We start from the raw sequence: 18,539 nt of genomic DNA, 5'->3' as shown, positions 1-18,539 counted from the left end.
GATCAATCTTTGCCATTGCACAACTACTGCGCAAGCGCAACAATAGGGGCCGTCGAAGGGAGAGTTCCATGAAGGTGTCGGACATCCTGCGGATCAAGGGCGACACGGTGCAGACCGTGTTGTCGTGGAACACCATCGCCGAGGCCGCGACCCGGCTCGCCGGCCCGCCGGCGATCGGCGCGCTCGTCGTCTCCGACGACGGCCGTCGGGAACGCGTCGACGGCATCGTCTCCGAACGCGACATCGTGCGCCGGCTCGCCGACGCCATGGGGCTGATGAACCGCTGGCGGCACCGCCACCTGCCCGTCGTCGACGGCGGACGGCTCGTCGGGATGATCAGCATCGGTGACGTCGTCAAGCAGCGGCTGGCCGAGATGGGCACCGAGGCCGGGGTGCTGCGCGACATCTACCTGGCCTCGCACTGACCCGCACTGGCTCGCACTGACCCTGGACCGCACGACCGCCCCGGTCGTCCCCGGTGTGACCTGACCGTTTCGCCGGGAACGACCGGGGCGAGCCGTGCGTTGGACCGGACATGACTGCAGCGAGTGCCACCGCAGGTCGCCGCGCCGGCCGCACGGCCGCGTTCGCGACGCTCTTCCGTGCCCTCACCCGTCGCGGCCGCCCCGGCGAGCCCGGACCCGTCGAACGGTTCCGGGCGCTGCCCGCCATGGTCGGCGACGCCTGGCGCGGCACCTACCCGCACCTGGGCAGGGGCCGGGTCGCCCTGTTCCTCGCCGCGCTGGCCTACCTGGTGTCGCCGGTCGACCTGGTGCCCGAGGCGTTCCTGACCGTGTTCGGCCTCGGCGACGACGCGATCGTCGCGATGTGGCTGGGTGGGGCGCTGCTGGTCGAGGCCGACCGCTACCTCGGGTGGCGGCGGACCGCACCGGCGGTCGTCGACGGTCAGGTGCAGGTCGACCGGACGTAGTCCCGGATCCGCTGTGCGGCGGCCTGGTACTCCGGGTCCGTCCGTTCCTGGGCGATCCCCGGGTCGCGGGCGACGGCGAGGGTGTCCCCGCCGTTGGCCTCCAGCAGCGCCAGCTGACGCTCGACGAGCTGGTCCACCCGTTCGAAGTCCGCGCGGATCTCCTGCGGTGCGAGCGAGGTGACCTGCTGGTTCGCCCGCCGCACGTTCGCGGTGACCTCGCCGACGTCGGAGATCGAACGGCCGATGCCCACCCCGCTGAACGGCTGGGTCGCGGTGCGGCTGGCCTCGACGGCGTCGCAGAACGGGCTGGAGGGACGGTTCTGGGTCGTGGTGACCGGGCGGGACGAGCTCGGCTGGGTCGCCAGCGAGCTGCCGCAGCCCGCCACCAGGAGCAGGGCCAGTACCGCCGGGACGAGCAGTCCTGGCCGCCGTACAGCCGTCATCCCCGATCCTCCGCTCACCGGCCGGGACGGTGCCCGATCCGTGAGTGAAGTCTAGGTCGCGGGGTGTGAGGTGGATGTCGTGGCCTGCGAAACCGGCTCGCCGGGGACACCCTCGGTCGGCGATCCTCGTTCCTCCCGTGGCACACGGCCGCGGGACGAACGAGAAGGAGACGAGGCGTGTACACCCTCACCGGCACCGCGGCGCCGGTTCGTCTGTGGACGGACCCGGAGACCGTCGAGCCGGGCGCACTGACCCAGCTGCGCAACTGCGCGGCACTGCCGTGGACCCACGGGGTCGCGGTCATGCCCGACGTCCACCAGGGCTACGGCGCGACCGTCGGCTCGGTGGTGGCGATGCGCGACGCCGTGTCGCCGGGAGCGGTCGGCGTCGACATCGGCTGCGGCATGTCCGCGGTGCGGACCGACCTGACCGCCTCCGACCTGCCGGACTCGCTGTCGCGGGTCCGCGCCCAGATCGAGCGCGACGTCCCGGTCGGCCGGGCCGGGCACCGCGAGGGCCCGGATCTGGCCCGCCTCGGGATGGACGACGAGCTCGACTGGGCCGGGTTCTGGCGCGGCTTCGACCAACTGCACCATCTGCGCGACGCGTCCTGGACGAGTGAGGACAAGCTGCGCGGCAAGGCGCACCAGCAGCTCGGCTCACTCGGGGGCGGAAATCACTTTGTAGAACTCTGCCTCGACGGCGACGACCGGGTCTGGCTGATGCTGCACTCCGGGTCGCGGGGGATCGGCAACATCCTGGCCAATCTGCACATCGAGAAGGCCAAGGCGCTGCCGCACAACCAGGAGCTGCCCGACCGCGACCTGGCCGTGTTCCTCGCCGGCACCCCGCAGATGGCCGCCTACCGGGCCGATCTGCACTGGGCGCAGGAGTACGCGCGGCTCAACCGCAGGGTGATGATCGAGTTGTTCAAGGCCGCACTGGTCCGGTCGCTGGGCCGCCCGATCGGCTTCGAGCCGGAGGTGTCCTGCCACCACAACTACGTGTCCGAGGAGATCTACGACGGCGTCGAGCTCATCGTGACCCGCAAGGGCGCCATCTCCACCGAGGGCGGCCGCAAGGGGATCATCCCCGGCTCGATGGGCACCGGGTCGTTCATCGTGTCCGGGCTGGGGAACGAGCAGGCTTACCGGTCGGCCTCGCACGGGGCCGGGCGCCGGATGTCGCGGGGCGCGGCGCGCCGGCAGTTCTCGGTCGCCGACCTGCAGGCCCAGACCGAGGGCGTCGAGTGCCGCAAGGACGCCGGTGTGATCGACGAGATCCCCGGCGCGTACAAGGACCTCGACACGGTCATGGCGCAGCAGACCGATCTGGTCCGGGTGGAGCACCGGCTGCGCACGGTGCTGTGCGTGAAGGGCTGACGACGGCCCTGAGACGGTGCTGACGACGGCGGCGGGGCCATCCGGTCCCGCCGCCGCCACCGTCGTGGGTGACCTGGGACCGTGACGGCCCGCCGCGGTCTCATCCGCGCGATGCGGTCCGGACGAAGCCGGTGCCCGTCACGACGGCGACCGCCAGCGACACCGCCACCGCGAGGACGGCCCGGTCCGGCGTCGCGGCGGAGAGGGTCCAGGCCATGGGCCCGGCCAGCCACAACGGCGTCGCGGCCAGGACGCTCCCGCCGAACAGCAGCCCACCGGTGATGCCGAGCAGCCCGGCCACCGCCGCGACCGCGACGTGCAGCCGCACCTGTAACCACAACGTCACCGCCAGCACCGCCCACCCGAGCGGAACGGCGACGGCCAGATGCAGCGCCGCGTCCCCGACCGGGGCGCCGGCCACGACGAGCAGACCTGCCACCACCACCGTCACGACGACCACCACCGCTCCCAGCACGGCGAGCAGGTCCCGCGGTGCGCGGGCGCCGCGGGTGAGCACCACCCGCCACGCCGGTTCCTGTGCCTGCCACGCCAGGATCGCCAGCGCGGCCGAGCCACCGGGCAGGACGGCGAGCCCGAAGACCGCCACCACCCGCTGCACCGGGTACACCACCGCCACCGCGACCAGCACGAGCAACACTGCCCCGGCCAGCGGGCCGATCGCGGTGCGGCGCAGTGACGTCGCGATCCCGGTGACCGGGCCGGTCCGGACCGGGCCTGCCACCGCCGCCGGAACGAGGACCGCCGCCAGCAGCGCCGAGGCGAGCACCGGCGGCCACCACGGCAGCGACCACACCGGCGAGCCCGGTTCCAGCGGGACTCCGTTGAAGTGGACGCCGATCAGCGGCAGCACCGGGCGCACCGCCCAGGCCGGCGGCACGAGCCACCATGTGTCGGACTCCGCGGACACGGTCCCCACCACCTGCCAGACGACACCCAGCCCGACGACCGGCCACGGCCCGAGCAGGCGGGCCGCCGCCGTCGCCGCGACCAGCCAGCACAGGCCCCCCGCCCACACCAGCAACGCCGCCGAGGCGAGCACCCCCACCGGTGCGGCGCCGAACCCGAGCAGCATCCCGGCGGGTGCGTAGGGCAGGAACACCAGCAGCGACGTCACCAGCGACAGCCCCGCCAGGACGACGAGCCGGGCCGCCCGCGTCGCCGACGGCCGGGTTGCCCGCCACCCGGTCCCGCCGCCGCGTGAGCGCCGCTCCCGCCGCTCGACGAACGCCACCAGCAGCGCGACCAGGACCGCCGCGAACGCGGTGACGTACCCGACGTGCCACATCAGCAGCGACGACCAGCTCCGCTGTCGTGACACCAGCAGCTGTCCGGCGACCGACAGCAGCGCGACGACCGGCCCCACCCACAGCAGGTACGCGGGGGTGCTGCGCCGGGTCCGCAGCAGCTCCGCCTGCAGCACGCTCACGCCGGCACCTCCGGCCCGGTCCCGCGGGTCAGGGCGAAGTAGGCGCGTTCCAGCTCGCCGTCGGGCGCGAGGCGGGCCAGCGGCCCCTCGTGCACGAGCCGCCCGCCGGACAGGACGCCCACGTCGTCGGCGGTGCGGGCCACCTCGCCGAGCTGGTGGGAGGACAGCAGCACGGTCCGGCCCCGCGCGGCGAGACCGCGGATCAGCTCCCGCAGCTCGACGACGCCCTCCGGGTCCAGCCCGTTCTGCGGTTCGTCGAGCAGTAGCAGCTCGGGGTCGGTGAGCAGGGCGACCCCGACGGCGAGCCGGGTCCGCATCCCGGTGGAGAACCGTGACGTCCGACGACGGCCGGTGCCGGAGAGCCCGACGAGGTCGAGCACCTCCTCGACCCGGCTCCGGGAGGTGCCGGTGAGCAGGGCGTGCACCCGCAGGTTCTCCGCGGCGGACAGATGGCCGTAGAGCGCCGGACCGTCGAGGGTCGCCCCGACCCGCGCCAGCATCGTGCGCCGCCACGGCTCGCCGAACAGCGCGACCGAGCCCGACCGCGGCCGGCGCAGACCGAGCAGCACCCGGAACGTGGTGGACTTGCCGGCGCCGTTGCGGCCGAGCAACGCGTAGACGGTGCCCGGCCGGACCTGCAGCGACAGCCCGTCCAGCACCCGTCGGCGGCCGAGGACGACCGACACGTCGTCACAGCGGACGGCGGGCGTGACGTGGATTCCCATGGCGCGCAGTGTCATCGCCGGCTGCGGGCCGCCGCCTCCTCCCGTGGGACGGTCCAGGGCCCCCGGCTCCTCCCGGGGGAGGACGGGGTCAGCGCGCCGTGGTGTGGGCGAGCACGACGAGCGCCACCCGGTCGCGACAGCCGAGCTTGGTGAGCAGGTTCCCGACGTGGGTCTTCACCGTCGTCTCCGCGATGTGCAGGCGCTCGGCGATCTCGGCGTTGCTGGCACCGGCGGCGATCTCCCCGAGCACCTCCTGCTCGCGCGCGGACAGCGGCGCCAGCGGGTCCGGCCCGGGTGCCGGCGCGCCCCGGGGCGCGCCGAGCCGGGCGCGGAGCAGCTCCGAGGGCTCGGTCCCACCGCCCAGCACAGCCCGGCCCTCGTGGACCGCCCGCACCGCGGCGACCAGCTCGGCCGGCTCGGCGTCCTTGAGCAGGTAACCCCGTGCCCCGGCCCGGGCCGCCGCGACGACGAACTCGTCGACGTCGAACGTGGTCAGCACCAGCACCCGTGGCCGTTCCCCGCGGGAGGTCAGCCGTCGGGTCGCCTCGACGCCGTCGAGCACCGGCATCCGCAGGTCCATCAGCACGACGTCGACATCGTGCTGCCGGCACAGCTCGAGGGCCTGGGCGCCGTCGTGCGCGGTGCCGACGACGGTGATGCCCGGTCGCCGGTCGAGGAAGGCGGCGAACGCCGAGGCCAGCAGCGGCTGGTCGTCGACGACGGCGACCCGGATCATCGGGTGCCGCTCGCGACCGGTGCGTCGGGCCCGGCCGGCGCCGCGTGGGGTGTGCCGGCCGGGGGCAGCCACACCGCGAGGACGTGCTCGTGGTCGTCGGCGTGCACGGTGACCCGGCCACCGACCGCGGCGACCCGTTGGCGCATCCCGGCGAGACCGTGCCCCGAGCCTCCCACCGCCGTGCCCGGGCGGTTGCGGACCTCCACCCGCACTCCGCCGCCACCGCCGTCGGCGTACAGGGCGGCGGTCACCGGCCGGGCACGGTCACCGTGCTTGACCGCGTTGGTCAGTCCCTCCTGCAGGACCCGCACCGCGACGAGCGAGGTGGCCGGGCCGAGCAGCGCGTCGACGTGGGCGAGTCCCTCGTCGTCGGGCACGTCGGCGTCGAGGAGGAGGCCGGTGTCCCGGATCCGGTCGAGCAGGGCCGGGACGGCGGTCCGTGTCCCGCCCGGGACGAGGTCGGCGGCGGCGGGGGAACGGAGCAGGCCGACCAGCGTGCGCAGCTCGGCCATCGCCTCCCCGGCGGCGTCCTTGATCGTGGCCAGGGCCCGGACGGCGTGCTCCGGCTCGTCCTCGGCGATGCACAGGCCGGTCGCGGCCTCGACCCGGATCAACGCGACGGTGTGGGCGACGATGTCGTGCACGTCGGCCGCGATCCGGTTCCGGTCGTGGGCGGCGACGAGCTCTGCGTGGGCCAGCGCCCGCGCCCGGACCTCGGCGAGCTCGGCGGTGTGCCGGTCGGCGACCTCACGTTGGCGCAGCGCCCACAGGTAGGCCACCGCGATCACCAGCACGTGCACGGCGATCATCGGCGCGAGCTCCCCGAGCCGCTCGAAGGGCTGCAGCCCCTGCCCCGCCCTGAACAACTGCAGCGCCGGGCTGACCGGGATCCCGGCCAGTGCCACGGCGACGGCGACCACGCCCCACCCGCGCCGGCGGCAGTAGCGGGTCACCGCGACGACGGTCAGCGGCGCGCAGAGCAGCAGCGGCGACACCCCCATGCCGACCGGTGCGGACCAGAAGTTCAGGGCCAGCACTCCCAGCAGCACCGCGGTGGCCACCGCGGAACCGGTGAGGTGCCGCCGGCGCACCGCGAGGGCGGCGGTCAGACCGGTCGCGACGAGCGCCTGGACGAGGTAGGCGGTCGCCCCCCACGTCCACCACTGGGCCCACTCGGCCAGCGTGCACACCAGTCCGGCCGCGGCCAGGCCGACGTCCAGCAGCGGGATCCTTCGCACCGGCCACCTCCTCCCGGGATCGCGTCAGTGCACCACGGGACACCGACGATCACCAGGATTCAGCCGGCGAGGACCTTCCGCAGCACCCGGGGCCGGTCGGTGATGATCCGGTCCACCCCGGTGGCCGCGACCTGCCGCATGTCGTCGGTGTCGTTGACCGTGTAGACCCCGGTCTGCATCCCGCGGGCCCGGACCTCGGCGACCAGGGCGGCGTCGACGACCCGGAACGACGGGTTGATCTGGGTGACCCCGTGCGCGGCGGCGTCGTCGAGCTGCGCCGTGGTCGGGCGCCCGCCGAACAGCCATCCGGCCGGGATCTCCGGGGCGGCCTCGGCGAAGCGGCGCATCGCGTCGTGGTCGAAGGACTGCACGACGACGCCGGAGCGGAGGCCGTCGACCTCGTAGGCGACCTCCTTCTCCACACCCGGGTACCGCGCCGGGTCCTTCAGCTCGACCAGCAGGTCCGCGCGGCCGCGGAGCCGGTCGGCGAACTCGGCGAGGGTCGGCACGCGCTCCCCGGCGAAGGCGGGGGAGAACCACGACCCGGCGTCGAGGCGGCGCAGCTCGGCGAGGGTGAACGTGCCGACGGGCGCCAGGGCGCGGGTGGGGAAGACCCGTTCGACGTCGGTGGTGCGGGCGAGCGTGGCGTCGTGGACGAGCACGAGGTGGCCGTCGGCGGTGCGCTGGACGTCGACCTCGACGGCGTCGGCCCGCTGGGCCAGCGCCTCGTCGGCGGCGGCGAGGGTGTTCTCCGGGGCGTCGGCGGAGGCGCCGCGGTGCGCGACGACCTCCGGGCCGGTCCGGGGACGGTCGGTGTCGGCGAGGGCGACCGTGGCTGTCGCGAGGAGGGCGGCGGGGACGAGAAGGGTACCGAGCAGGCGTCGCACGAGGTGAGTCCTCAGGATCGGGGGCGGTACCTGGGAACCATCGTGGCGCGGCCGGTCCGGCCGGTGTCGCGCGAGTGTCCTCCGGTGGACGACCCGGCGAGGACCTGGTGGTCAGGGTCGGGTGACGGCCGCCTCGAACGCGGGCAGGTAACCGTCGCGGTAACCCTGGGGGGTCGGGTGGTAAATCGCCGGGGCCGACGCCGGCGGGGGAGTGATCCACGGGTCGGCGGAGCAGACCCCGTGTCCGGCGAACGCGGCGCGGACGTCGACGAACTGGCCCCGGAAGCGTCCGGCCGCGTCGGCGAGGGCGGCGTCGAGGGTGTCGGCGGCCCGGTTCAGCGCCTCCCGGCGGACGGCGTTCGGGACGCCGGGGACGTCGCAGTCGGGGCCCGGCTCGAACAGTCGCGGGTAGCCCAGGACCAGGATCTTCGCCCCGGGGGCCTGCAGCCGGACACCGACGATCGTCGAGATCAGCCCGCCGGGAGCGATCCAGCGGGCGGCGCGCTCCCCGCCCCGGATGGCGCGCAGGCAGGTCTCGTCGTCGCGGGCGGTGCTGCAGACGGCCAGGATCGGCCCGAACCCGGTGTCGTTGCCGCCGACGGTGATCGTCACCAGGGTGGTGTCGGCGGAGACCGTGCGCACCTGCCGGGCGATCACCTCGCCGCTGGTGGCGCCGCTGCACGCGACGCTGACGAACGACGCCGGGTCGTGGCGGGCCGCCCACAGCGCCGGGTAGGACGCGGCGCTGCGCCGGCAGTCGCCGGTGGCCGGGTCCGGCCGGGCCCCGACCCCCGCGGCGTAGGAGTCGCCGAGCGCGACGTACCGGACGGGGGCCGCGGTCGCGACGGCCGGTGCCGGGTCGGCGAGTGCCGCCGGCGCCAGGACGACCAGCAACGCGCACGTCAGCAGGGGGACCAGGAGGCGGCGCACCCGTTCAGACAACCCCGGCGGCACCCCTGCGGCAATCCGGGCACCGGGTGAGGGGGTGCACGCGCCGTCGACGACGAGGTGCGCCGAACGGGTCCCGGCCGGGCCGCGTCCGCGGACGACACGCCGCGGAGCCGCCGCGCACGCGTCATCACTGTGGGTGAGTGCGCCCAAGGCGCCATGCCCGGCCACGACCACTCGACCCCGGCGCACTACAGGCGGAAAATCCAGCTCAGGGCCCTGTCCGAGGTGGACCGACCGGATCGGCGGCACGGTGAACGGCAGGTGGCCGGGGCGAGTGGCCGGCCTCGTCCGCTCACCGCCCGCAACGTCCCGTCGGTCTCGTGATCACCCGTTCGGGTTTGTCCGTCCGGTGCGTCCGGCTAGCGTCGGAATCAGATCACGGAACGGTCACGAACCGGACGCGGCTTCTCCCCAGGGGGCCGCCCGCTCCCCACGGGTTGTCCGCCGTTCCGCGATCCGGAAGGAATCGTCGTGGCACGGCATCGCTCCCCCCGGAGCCGTCGGACGAGCCTCGCGATCCCGGCCCCGCAGCTCGCGGTGGCCGGGATCGGGGCCCCGGTCGGCTCGTTCCCCGCAGGTCCCTACGTCCGGCGTGCCCGTGACATCCGGACCGAGGACGGTTCGCGCTGGTCGGCGTCCACCCGGATCGCCGCCGCCGTCGTCGCGGTGGGCGGCATCGCGGCCACCGCCCATGCGACCGTCGGCTCCGGCGACCTGCCCGGGACCGTGACGTCCTGGTTCGACGCGGCGGGATCGTCGTCCGTGTCGAACCAGGACGCCGCCCTTGCCGCCGCGGTGCCCGCGCCCCGGCCCGCCGCGGACACCGCGACCTCCCCGATCGCGGACCCGGCCACCATCGCCTCGCTCGCCGCCCCGGCCGCCGCCCCCTCCGCGGCCGCGCGCACCGTCGCCGCCGCGGACGCAGGCCGTGCCAGGGCCGCCTCCGCGGTCCAGGCCGCCACCGCCTCGGTCGACCAGGTCCGCAAGGCCGCCGAGGAGCGCGCCCGGGCGGTGGAGGCCGCCCGCGCCGCGGTCGCCACCGGCGCGCTGCAGTCCGCGTCCGCGGGCGGTGCGGTGTCGATCGTGACCGGCCGGGTCACCTCGGGCTTCGGATCCCGCTGGGGCACCCAGCACATGGGGCTCGACATCGCCGCGCCGATCGGTACCCCGATCCACGTGCCGCTCGCCGGCACCGTCATCAGCTCCGGCCCGGCCAGCGGGTTCGGCATGTGGGTCCGGGTCCGGCACGCCGACGGCACGGTCACCGTCTACGGCCACATCAACCGCTCGCTGGTCTCGGTCGGCCAGAAGGTGGCGGCGGGCCAGCAGATCGCCGAGGTCGGCAACCGCGGCCAGTCCACCGGCCCGCACCTGCACATCGAGGTCATGGACCCGAGCGGAACCAAGATCAACCCCAAGCCGTGGCTCGACGCGAACGGGTTCCGCTACACCTGAGTCACGAGCTCTGGACCGCCTCCAGCGCCCGGATCTTGTTCGTCGCGTCCAGCGCGGCGACCTTGTAGGCCTCCGACAGCGTCGGGTAGTTCAGGACGGTGTCGACGAGGTAGTCCACCGTCCCGCCGCAGCCCATGATGGCCTGCCCGATGTGCACGAGGTCGGTGGCGTTGGTGCCGAACACGTGCACCCCGAGCAGCCGGCGGTCCTCGGGCGACACCAGCAGCTTGAGCATGCCGTAGGAGTCGCCGACGATCGCGCCGCGGGCGAGCTCGCGGTAGCGGGACAGCCCGGTCTCGTACGGGATCGCCGCCGCGGTCAGCTCGGCCTCGGTCCGCCCGCAGAACGAGATCTCCGGGATCGTGTAGATGCCGATCGGCTGCAGCTCGTGCAGCTCGCGGACCGGCTCGTCGAACAGGTGGTAGGCCGCCAGGCGGCCCTGGTCCATGCTCGTCGACGCCAGCGCCGGGAACCCGATCACGTCGCCGACCGCCGCGATGTGCTCGACCGAGGTCCGGTACTGCTTGTCGACCTCGATGCGGCCCCGGTCGTCGGCCTGGATGCCCGCGGCGTCCAGGCCCAGCTCCTCGGTCATGCCCTGCCGGCCCGCCGAGTACATGACCATGTCGGCCGGGATCTTCTTGCCGCTGGCCAGGCTGGTCACCGTGCCGCGGCCGTTCACCTCGACCGAGGACACCTCCTCGCCGAACCGGAAGGTGACCGCCGAGTCCCGCAGGTGGAACTTCAGCGACTCCACGACCTCCGGGTCACAGAAGCCGAGCATCGAGTCCCGCTTCTCCACCACGGTCACCCGGGTGCCGAGCGCGGCGAACATCGAGGCGTACTCGATGCCGATGACCCCCGCCCCGACGACGACCATCGAGCCCGGCACCCGGCCGAGCTGCAGCACCTGGTCGGAGTCGACGACCCGCTCGCCGTCGAACGCGACGGTGTCCGGCCGGGCCGGGCGGGTCCCGGTCGCGACCACGAAGTGCGAGGCGGTGACCTGGTTGTGGTCACCCCGCCCCGACCCCTCGACGACGACGGTGTGCGGGTCGGCGAAGCGCGCCGTCCCGGTCAGGATGTCGACGTGGTTGCGCAGCAGCTGGTTGCGGACGATCTCGGTCTCCCGGCCGATCACGTGCCGGGTGCGGGCCAGCAGGTCGTCGATGGTGATCTCGGACTTGACCCGGTAGCTGGCGCCGTACATCTCGCGCTGGCTGAACCCGGACAGGTACAGCACCGCCTCGCGCAGCGTCTTCGACGGGATGGTGCCGGTGTTGACGCAGACGCCACCCATCATGTGGCCGCGGTCGGCGATCGCCACCCGCTTCCCCAGCTTCGCCGCGGCGATCGCGGCCTTCTGCCCGCCGGGACCGGAGCCGATCACCAGCAGGTCGTAGTCGTGGGCGGGTGACTCGTCGGCACTCACCCGCACAGCGTGGTGGTCGGGGTGCCGCGCGGCAACCGTGCGGGTGTGAACAGCGTGTCACGGCCGGTAGGAGCGTCTCCGCTCGTCGGCGAGGAAGTGCGCGGTCTCCCGGGTGGCGGTGTAGAGCGAGCGGTAGTGCGGGTGGAAGCGGTCGTACACCTCGCGGGCCGCCGGGTCCGGCTCGATCGTGCGGGCGACCGGGTTCCAGTCGCGCAGCCGCGGCTCGGCCCCGGTCGCGACGGCGGCCAGCCACGCGTCGCCGAGCGCGGCGCCGACGGTCTGCTCCGGCACGTCCTGCGGGACCCCGGTCACGTCGGTGACGATCCGGGTCCACAGCCCGCCCTGCACCCCGCCGCCCACGGCGACCAGGCGCTTCGTGCCGCCGCCCGCGGACCGCATGACCTCCAGGTTGTGCCGCACGCCGTGCGCGATGCCCTCCAGCGCGGCCCGGTAGACCTCGCCGCGGGTGTGCCCGGTGGTCAGCCCGGCGAGGACGCCGCGGGCGTCCGGGTCGAACAGCGGGGTCCGTTCCCCGGCGAAGTAGGGGAGCAGCAGCAGCCCGCCGCTGCCCGGGGGCACCTCGGCGGCCTCGGCGACGAGCTCGGTGAACCCCTCCCCGGTGAGGTCGCGCAGCCAGTTCGTGATCGCCCCGGAGGTCGCCATCCCGGCGGCCAGGGTGAACGACCCCGGTTCGACGCCGCGGGTCGTCCACATCGCCGGGTGCGGGTGCGGACGGTCGATGACCTCGATGAGGAACATCGTCGTCCCGTACATGACCATCACCTCCCCGGCGCCGGTGACGCCGGCGCTGGTGGCCTCGGCCCACGCGTCGACGGTGCCGGCGGTGACCGGCAGCCCCTCCGGCAGACCGGTCGCGGCGGCCGCCGCCGCGGTCACCCGCCCGGCGACCTCGGTCGGCCACAGCAGCCGGGGCAGCGTGATGCCCGGGGCGGTGCGCTCGGCCCAGTCGGGCGCCCAGTCCGCGGCGGTCAGGTCGTACATCGGGTCGCACTGGCTGGCCGAGTGGTGGTCGAGCACGTACTCGCCGGTGAGCCGGTGCACCAGGTACGACGAGCACATCAGGAACATCTCGGTGCGCGCGAACACCTCCGGTTCGTGCCGGGCCAGCCACCGCCACTTCGGCCCCACCGCCTGCGACGAGAGCGGTGTCCCGGCCCGGGCCAGGATCGCGTCGACGCCCAGCTCCGCGTTCAGCTCGTCGATCTCGGCGCCGGCGCGGGTGTCGACGCCGTAGAGGATGGCCGGGCGCAGCGGGCGGCCGTCGCCGTCGGCGGGGAGCAGGGTCGGCCCGATCCCCGACACCCCCAGCCCGGCGAGCTCGGCGCCGTCGTCGAGGGCGGGCAGCAGCTCCCGCACGATCGCGACGAAGTCGCCCCACCAGACGGCCTCGGCGTCGTGCTCGACGTGGCCGGGCACCGGCTGCGCGGTGTCGTGTGCCCGGTCGGTCCGGGCCAGCACCCGGCCGCCGGCGTCGACGAGGACGCCCTTCGAACCCGACGTGCCGATGTCGACGCCCAGATGCACGCGCATGGGACGTTCCTACCTCCCCCGGCCCGTGGTGCACACAGTGCGGGTGCAGAACGTTCGTGCAGGTCGACCTGCCGACCGACGCGCCACCCCGAACCATCCACGACACCCCCTCAGGAAGGGGTGTGACGCCCGGCTGTCCACAGCCGGGCGGGTGACGGTGTTCCGCACGCCCCGGCCCGGGCCGACCGTGGTGCCATGACCGCCTGCCCCCAGCCCGAACCCGCCCCGCCGCCGCCCGGGACGGCGGACCCGCCCGACCCCGGTCCACCGGAGCCGTTCGGCCCGCCGCCCCCGCTGGAGAGCCCCGCCGAGCTGATCGCCGCGATCCCGGTGCTGCTCGGGTTCCACCCCCGGGACTCGCTGGTCCTCGTCTCGCTCACCGGCTCGCGTCACGGGGGCGGGGTCGGGCTCACCGTGCGGGTCGACCTCCCGCGCTCGTCGGCCTCGGCACGCCGGGTGTGCCAGGAGGCGGTCGGGGTGCTCGTCGGCGAACGGCCGGCCCGGGCACTGGCACTGGTCGTGCGCGACCCGGGCCCGGGCGGGCCGAGCCCGCGCCGGAGCCGCCGGGACATGGGGTCCGCCGCGCGGCGGGCGCTGCTCGACGCCGGGATCGAGCCCGTCGCGGTGCTCTGGGCGACGGGCACCGGGGCGGGGGACCGCTGGGGCTGTTTCGACCAGCCCTGCACCTGCGGCGGCATCCTGCCCGACCCGGCGTCGACCGCCCTGGGGGTCACGGCCGCGGTCCGCGACGGCCGGGCCGTCCTGCCCGACCGCGCTGCGGTGCTCGCCCCGCTCGACGGCGACGCCGGCGCCCGCCGCCGCCGGGCCCGGCTGCGCGACACCGGCGCCGCGCCCGCCAGGGTCTCCGCCGCGGTCGGCACCGCGCTGCTCGACGCCTGCCTGGACGAGGCCGCCGCGAGCCGGCTCGTCGTCGACGACCGGCTGGCGCTGGCGCTGTGCGGCGCCCTCGACGTCGGTGACGTGCGCGACGAGGCGCTGCGCCGCTGCCTGGGCGGCCGCGCGGCGGACGCCGAACAGCTGTGGGCGGTACTGGCCGCAGCCCTGCCGTCACCGCAGCGGGCGCACCCGCTGGCGCTGCTCGCGGTGTGCGCCCTGCTGCGCGGTGACGGCGCCCTCGCGGCCGGGGCGGTGCAGCGGGCGCTGGCCGAGCGGCCCGACCACGTGCTCGCCGGGGTGGTGGCGAGCAGCCTGCACGGCACGCGTGACCCGAGCTCACCCTCCGCGCGGTGGGCGGGCCCGCGCGGACTGCGGCGGCTGCTCACCGCGATGCTCGACCCGGACGCGACCGACGACCCGGCCGCCCGGTGAGCCCGTCGGTCGAGGCGGCGGGCCGCTGCTCGGCCGGCCGGCACCCCGGTCGACCGACACCCCGCCGACCGGCACCCCGGCCGGGACACCGACGGCGGTCCGGGTCACCGGGACCGGGCGAACTCCCAGGCGTCGGCGACGATCTCGGCGATCGCGGTGCGCGAGGGCTTCCAGCCCAGCTGCTGCGCGGCCTGCTCGCTCGAGGCCACCAGCACCGCCGGGTCCCCGGCCCGGCGTGGCGCGACGACGGCCGGGATCGGGTGCCCGGTCACCGTGCGGCAGGCCTGCACGACCTCGAGCACGGAGAACCCCTGACCGCTGCCGAGGTTGTAGATGTCGTGCCGGCCCGCGACGGCGTGGGTCAGCGCGAGCAGGTGGGCCTCGGCGAGGTCGTCCACGTGGATGTAGTCGCGCACGCAGGAGCCGTCGGGGGTGGGCCAGTCGTCGCCGTAGACCGAGATCGACTCCCGGGTGCCCGCGGCGACCTGCAGGACCAGTGGGATCAGGTGGGTCTCGACCGCGTGCCGCTCCCCGAGCGGGGTGTCACCGGACAGGTGCGCCCCGGCCACGTTGAAGTACCGCAGGCTCGTCGCGGCCAGGCCGTGCGCCCGCGCATAGGAGGTGATCATGTGGTCGATCGCGAGCTTGCTCGCCCCGTAGGGGTTGGTCGGCCGGGTCGGCGCGGTCTCCGGGATCGGGACCTGCTCCGGCTCGCCGTAGGTGGCCGCGGTGGAGGAGAACACCAGCCGAGGCACCGCGTGCTCCCGGACGGCCTCCAACAGCCGGAAGGAGGCCACGACGTTGCCGTCCCAGTACTTCTCGGGCTGCTCGACGGACTCCCCGACCAGCGAGCGGGCGGCGTAGTGCAGCACGCCGTCGAACCCGCCGCGGCCCAGGACCTCCCCGGCGCGGGCGCCGAGCTCACCCTCGACGAACTCCGCCCCCGCGGGCACGGCGTCGCGGTGGCCGGTGGACAGGTCGTCGAGCACGACGACCTCGTGGCCGGCGTCGAGCAGGTGTGCGGCGCACACGCTGCCCACGTAACCCGCGCCGCCGGTGACGAGCAGCTTCACGTGTCCGGATCCTCCTCAGATCGCGCGGACGAGCACGGCGTGCGCGACCGGCGGAGCGACGGTCGACTTCTCGTCGTCCGAGCTCACCGGCACCGGGTCGCCGAAGCGGGAGATCGGGCCCACCTCGACCGCGTTGCCGGGCACGATCCCCGCGAGCTTCAGCTCGCCCATGAGGTCGGAGTCCAGCTGCACGTGCTCGGCGATCCGCCGGATCTCCACGCGACCGCCGCCGCGGCGGGCCAGCTCGTCGAGCCGCTGCAGGCCGACCTCGAGGGTGGGCGGCACCGACGACGACGCCGAGGTGTCGTCACCGCGCTCCAGCTCCTCCAGACCCGGGATCGGGTTGCCGTAGGGCGAGACGGTCGGCTTGTCGAGCAGGTGCAGCAGCTTGCGCTCGACGTCCTCGCTCATCACGTGCTCCCAGCGGCACGCCTCGGCGTGGACGAGCTCCCACTCGAGCCCGATCACGTCGATCAGCAGCCGCTCGGCGAGCCGGTGCTTGCGCATGACGGCGACGGCGCGGCCGCGACCCTCGTCGGTCAGCTCGAGGTGGCGGTCCCCGGCCACGACGACGAGTCCGTCGCGTTCCATGCGGGCCACCGTCTGGCTGACGGTCGGCCCGCTCTGTCCGAGGCGTTCGGCGATCCGCGCGCGCAGCGGGACGACGCCTTCCTCCTCGAGTTCGTAGATGGTGCGGAGGTACATCTCCGTGGTGTCGATGAGGTCGTTCACATGGGGCCCCTTCGTTCGACGTCCAGTCTACCCAGCGCGGCTCCCGCGCATGGCGAGCCCGTCCGGGGCAGGATGGGGCGCGTGTCCGGATCCATGATCCCCCCTTCGGAACTCGCTGGCCTGCTGGGGCCCGCCCCGGCCGCCGATACCGCGCGACCGGTGGTGCTGGACGTCCGGTGGCGTCTGGTCGGCCCGCCCGGCCGCGCGGACCACGAGGCGCACCGGATCCCCGGAGCGGTGTTCGTCGACCTCGACACCGAGCTGTCCGCCGGCCCCGCGCGCCCGGGGCCCGGCGGGCGCCACCCGCTGCCCGGAGCCGCTGCGCTGCAGGAGGTCCTGCGTCGGGCCGGGGTCCGTGACGACGCCGGTGACCAGCTCGTCGTCGCCTACGACGACCTCGACGGCTCGGTCGCCGCCCGCGCCTGGTGGCTGCTGCGCTGGGCCGGCGTCGCGCCCGGCCGGGTCCGGGTGCTCGACGGCGGGTTCGCCGGCTGGCAGGCCGCACGCCTGCCCGTCGCCGGGAACGCCCCGGGTGCAGGGGCACCGGAGCCGGAGCCCCTGCCGCCCGGTGACCTGGTGGTCCGGCCGGGCGGGATGCCCGTCGTCGACGCCGACGGGGCCGCCGCGCTGGCCCGCGACGGGGTGCTCCTCGACGCCCGCGCCGCCGCCCGCTTCCGCGGCGAGACCGAGCCGGTCGACCCGCGTGCCGGGCACGTCCCGGGTGCCCGCAACACCCCGGCCGCGGCGAACACCGGCCCGGACGGGCGCTGGCACCGCGCCGACGCGCTGGCCGAGCGCTTCCGCGCCGCCGGCGTCGCACCGGGCGTCGCGACCGGCGCCTACTGCGGGTCCGGTGTCAACGCCTGCGCCCTGGTGCTGGCGCTGGAGGAGTCCGGCCTCACCACGCCGGACGCCCCGGCCGCGCTGTACCCCGGGTCGTGGTCGGAGTGGAGCGCCGACCCGGACCGCCCGGCCGAGATCGGGGACCGGCCGTGGGCCGCGCGGGAGTGACCGCGCCCGCCGGCCTGGCATACGGTTCCGGCCCATGAGCGCTCGCACGTCGGTGGTGTGGACTCCGGAGTTCCTGACCTACCAGCTGTCCGAGGACCACCCCCTCAACCCGGTGCGGCTGGAGCTGATGATGGAGCTCTCCCGCGGGCTGGGCGTGCTCGACGGCGTCGACCTGGTCGTCCCGGAGCCCGCGGGCGAGGTGGACCTGACCCGGGTCCACCCCCCGGGCTTCCAGACGGCGGTCAAGTCCGCCCCCGAGTCGCCGTTCGGTGTCGGCCACGGGCTGGGCACCGCCGACAACCCGATCTTCTTCGGCATGCACGAGGCGTCCGCGCTGATCGCGGGCGGCTCGGTCGCCGCCGCCCGGGAGATCGCCGAGGGCCGCGCGGACCGCGCGGTGAACATGGCGGGCGGGCTGCACCACGCGATGCGCGACCGCGCCGCGGGCTTCTGCGTCTACAACGACTGCTCGGTCGCGATCGCCTGGCTGCTGGAGCAGGGCTACGAGCGGATCGCCTACGTCGACGTCGACGTCCACCACGGCGACGGCGTGCAGGACTGCTTCTACGACGACCCCCGGGTGCTGACGATCTCGATGCACCAGCATCCGCTCACCCTGTGGCCGGGCACCGGCTGGGCGGGGGAGACCGGCCGCGGTGCCGGCGAGGGGTACGCCGTCAACGTCTCGCTGCCCCCCGGCACCGGCGACGCGGGCTGGCTGCGGGCCTTCCACGGCGTCGTGCCGTCGCTGCTGGAGTCCTTCCGCCCGCAGGTGCTGGTCACCGAGTGCGGCGCGGACACCCACTCCGAGGACCCGCTGGCGAACCTGGAGCTGTCGGTCGACGGCCACCGGGCGATCTACCACGCGCTGCGCGAGATGGCCGAGACCACCGCGGGCGGCAAGTGGCTGGTCCTCGGCGGCGGCGGGTACGCGCTCTACCGGGTGGTCCCGCGCTCGTGGACGCACCTGATGGCCGTGGCGCTGGACCGTGACGTGGACCCGGACACCTCGATCCCCGCGGACTGGACGGCGCTCGCCGCGACCCGGACCCGGTCGCCGCTGCCGGTGTCGATGTCCGACGGCGCCGACCCGGCGTTCGAGCGGTGGGGCGGCTCGTTCGGCGAGCGCGTCGACTCCGCGATCCTGGAGACCCGTCGTGCGGTGTTCCCGCTGCACGGCCTCGACCCCGACGACCCGCGGGACTGAGACCGACC

The 18,539-nt window shown here is 75.0% G+C and carries 18 protein-coding genes; 7 read left to right on the top strand and 11 right to left on the bottom strand.

Annotated elements, in window-relative coordinates; genetic code table 11:
* Positions 1–68: 68 nt before the first annotated feature.
* Positions 69–425 (top strand): CBS domain-containing protein, encoded by a 357-nt coding sequence (locus tag KPL59_RS23625; RefSeq protein WP_226361988.1) that lies wholly within the window; start codon positions 69–71, stop codon positions 423–425.
* A 110-nt stretch (positions 426–535) separates the two neighbouring features.
* Positions 536–931, top strand: coding sequence for a YkvA family protein (locus KPL59_RS23620; protein WP_020624642.1), 396 nt, complete (start codon positions 536–538; stop codon positions 929–931).
* Here KPL59_RS23620 and KPL59_RS23615 read toward each other — a convergent pair.
* A complete protein-coding gene (locus KPL59_RS23615) occupies positions 907–1,374 on the bottom strand; it encodes a hypothetical protein (RefSeq protein WP_043279148.1) in 468 nt (155 codons plus the stop codon). The two genes, KPL59_RS23620 and KPL59_RS23615, sit on opposite strands and share 25 nt — an antisense overlap.
* 177 nt (positions 1,375–1,551) lie before the next feature.
* On the opposite strand from KPL59_RS23615, the gene KPL59_RS23610 reads away from it, so the two are divergent.
* Entirely contained in the window at positions 1,552–2,757 is a 1,206-nt protein-coding gene (locus KPL59_RS23610; RefSeq protein WP_226361987.1) for an RtcB family protein, read from the top strand.
* Between the two features lie 100 nt (positions 2,758–2,857).
* Here KPL59_RS23610 and KPL59_RS23605 read toward each other — a convergent pair whose 3' ends face one another.
* The 6 genes from KPL59_RS23605 to KPL59_RS23580 all read right to left on the bottom strand — a co-directional run bounded on the left by KPL59_RS23605 (position 2,858) and on the right by KPL59_RS23580 (position 8,720).
* Positions 2,858–4,204 carry a hypothetical protein gene (locus tag KPL59_RS23605; RefSeq protein WP_226361986.1) on the bottom strand — a complete coding sequence of 449 codons (1,347 nt, stop codon included), beginning with the start codon at positions 4,202–4,204 and terminating at the stop codon, positions 2,858–2,860.
* On the bottom strand, positions 4,201–4,929 hold the full coding sequence (locus tag KPL59_RS23600) for an ATP-binding cassette domain-containing protein (RefSeq protein ID WP_226352352.1): 729 nt from the start codon (positions 4,927–4,929) through the stop codon (positions 4,201–4,203). Before KPL59_RS23600 ends, KPL59_RS23605 begins: the two co-directional genes overlap by 4 nt.
* Positions 4,930–5,017: 88 nt before the next feature.
* The gene (locus KPL59_RS23595) at positions 5,018–5,665 is read right to left on the bottom strand and encodes a response regulator transcription factor (RefSeq protein WP_226352351.1); all 648 of its coding nucleotides are present in this window, start codon (positions 5,663–5,665) and stop codon (positions 5,018–5,020) included.
* Positions 5,662–6,903, bottom strand: coding sequence for a histidine kinase (locus tag KPL59_RS23590; RefSeq protein ID WP_226352350.1), 1,242 nt, complete (start codon positions 6,901–6,903; stop codon positions 5,662–5,664). The genes KPL59_RS23595 and KPL59_RS23590 overlap by 4 nt, the downstream gene beginning before the upstream one ends.
* A gap of 59 nt (positions 6,904–6,962) precedes the next feature.
* Complete coding sequence (locus KPL59_RS23585) at positions 6,963–7,790, bottom strand: glycerophosphodiester phosphodiesterase family protein (protein WP_226361985.1); 828 nt, start codon at positions 7,788–7,790, stop codon at positions 6,963–6,965.
* Positions 7,791–7,901: 111 nt separating this feature from the next.
* The gene (locus KPL59_RS23580; RefSeq protein WP_226361984.1) at positions 7,902–8,720 is read right to left on the bottom strand and encodes an SGNH/GDSL hydrolase family protein; all 819 of its coding nucleotides are present in this window, start codon (positions 8,718–8,720) and stop codon (positions 7,902–7,904) included.
* A gap of 492 nt (positions 8,721–9,212) precedes the next feature.
* Between KPL59_RS23580 and KPL59_RS23575 the strand changes: the two genes are divergently transcribed.
* Positions 9,213–10,196: a M23 family metallopeptidase gene (locus KPL59_RS23575; protein WP_226361983.1), complete on the top strand. Its 984-nt coding sequence runs from the start codon at positions 9,213–9,215 to the stop codon at positions 10,194–10,196.
* 1 nt (position 10,197) lies between these two features.
* On the opposite strand, the gene sthA is transcribed toward KPL59_RS23575, so the two are convergent.
* Positions 10,198–11,628 (bottom strand): Si-specific NAD(P)(+) transhydrogenase, encoded by a 1,431-nt coding sequence (sthA, locus tag KPL59_RS23570; RefSeq protein ID WP_226361982.1) that lies wholly within the window; start codon positions 11,626–11,628, stop codon positions 10,198–10,200.
* Positions 11,629–11,685: 57 nt separating this feature from the next.
* Positions 11,686–13,179: an FGGY-family carbohydrate kinase gene (locus KPL59_RS23565; protein WP_226361981.1), complete on the bottom strand. Its 1,494-nt coding sequence runs from the start codon at positions 13,177–13,179 to the stop codon at positions 11,686–11,688.
* A gap of 195 nt (positions 13,180–13,374) precedes the next feature.
* Between KPL59_RS23565 and KPL59_RS23560 the strand changes: the two genes are divergently transcribed.
* Entirely contained in the window at positions 13,375–14,508 is a 1,134-nt protein-coding gene (locus KPL59_RS23560; protein WP_226361980.1) for a DUF4192 domain-containing protein, read from the top strand.
* Between the two features lie 104 nt (positions 14,509–14,612).
* On the opposite strand, the gene galE is transcribed toward KPL59_RS23560, so the two are convergent.
* Entirely contained in the window at positions 14,613–15,581 is a 969-nt protein-coding gene (gene galE / locus KPL59_RS23555) for a UDP-glucose 4-epimerase GalE (RefSeq protein WP_020623755.1), read from the bottom strand.
* A gap of 15 nt (positions 15,582–15,596) precedes the next feature.
* On the bottom strand, positions 15,597–16,313 hold the full coding sequence (locus tag KPL59_RS23550) for a metal-dependent transcriptional regulator (RefSeq protein ID WP_075333573.1): 717 nt from the start codon (positions 16,311–16,313) through the stop codon (positions 15,597–15,599).
* A gap of 93 nt (positions 16,314–16,406) precedes the next feature.
* Between KPL59_RS23550 and KPL59_RS23545 the strand changes: the two genes are divergently transcribed.
* Both KPL59_RS23545 and KPL59_RS23540 read left to right on the top strand, forming a co-directional pair.
* The gene (locus KPL59_RS23545) at positions 16,407–17,324 is read left to right on the top strand and encodes a sulfurtransferase (protein ID WP_226361979.1); all 918 of its coding nucleotides are present in this window, start codon (positions 16,407–16,409) and stop codon (positions 17,322–17,324) included.
* Between the two features lie 34 nt (positions 17,325–17,358).
* Positions 17,359–18,531, top strand: a complete 1,173-nt coding sequence (locus KPL59_RS23540) for an acetoin utilization protein AcuC (RefSeq protein ID WP_226361978.1) — start codon at positions 17,359–17,361, stop codon at positions 18,529–18,531.
* Positions 18,532–18,539: the final 8 nt, after the last annotated feature.

This window comes from Pseudonocardia sp. ICBG1142 (genome assembly GCF_020496255.1).
GTDB lineage: Bacteria > Actinomycetota > Actinomycetes > Mycobacteriales > Pseudonocardiaceae > Pseudonocardia.
Note: the sequence above shows the minus strand (reverse complement) of the source record. Positions and strands in the feature narration are given on the sequence as shown.

Bases quoted from the DNA above. Each gene is read 5' to 3' on its own strand.
- KPL59_RS23595 (WP_226352351.1), bottom strand. From the start codon at position 5,665: ATGATCCGGGTCGCCGTCGTCGACGACCAGCCGCTGCTGGCCTCGGCG.
- KPL59_RS23625 (WP_226361988.1), top strand. From the start codon at position 69: ATGAAGGTGTCGGACATCCTGCGGATCAAGGGCGACACGGTGCAGACC.
- KPL59_RS23565 (WP_226361981.1), bottom strand. From the start codon at position 13,179: ATGCGCGTGCATCTGGGCGTCGACATCGGCACGTCGGGTTCGAAGGGC.
- KPL59_RS23615 (WP_043279148.1), bottom strand. From the start codon at position 1,374: ATGACGGCTGTACGGCGGCCAGGACTGCTCGTCCCGGCGGTACTGGCC.
- KPL59_RS23560 (WP_226361980.1), top strand. From the start codon at position 13,375: ATGACCGCCTGCCCCCAGCCCGAACCCGCCCCGCCGCCGCCCGGGACG.
- KPL59_RS23600 (WP_226352352.1), bottom strand. From the start codon at position 4,929: ATGGGAATCCACGTCACGCCCGCCGTCCGCTGTGACGACGTGTCGGTC.
- KPL59_RS23540 (WP_226361978.1), top strand. From the start codon at position 17,359: ATGAGCGCTCGCACGTCGGTGGTGTGGACTCCGGAGTTCCTGACCTAC.
- KPL59_RS23620 (WP_020624642.1), top strand. From the start codon at position 536: ATGACTGCAGCGAGTGCCACCGCAGGTCGCCGCGCCGGCCGCACGGCC.
- KPL59_RS23545 (WP_226361979.1), top strand. From the start codon at position 16,407: ATGATCCCCCCTTCGGAACTCGCTGGCCTGCTGGGGCCCGCCCCGGCC.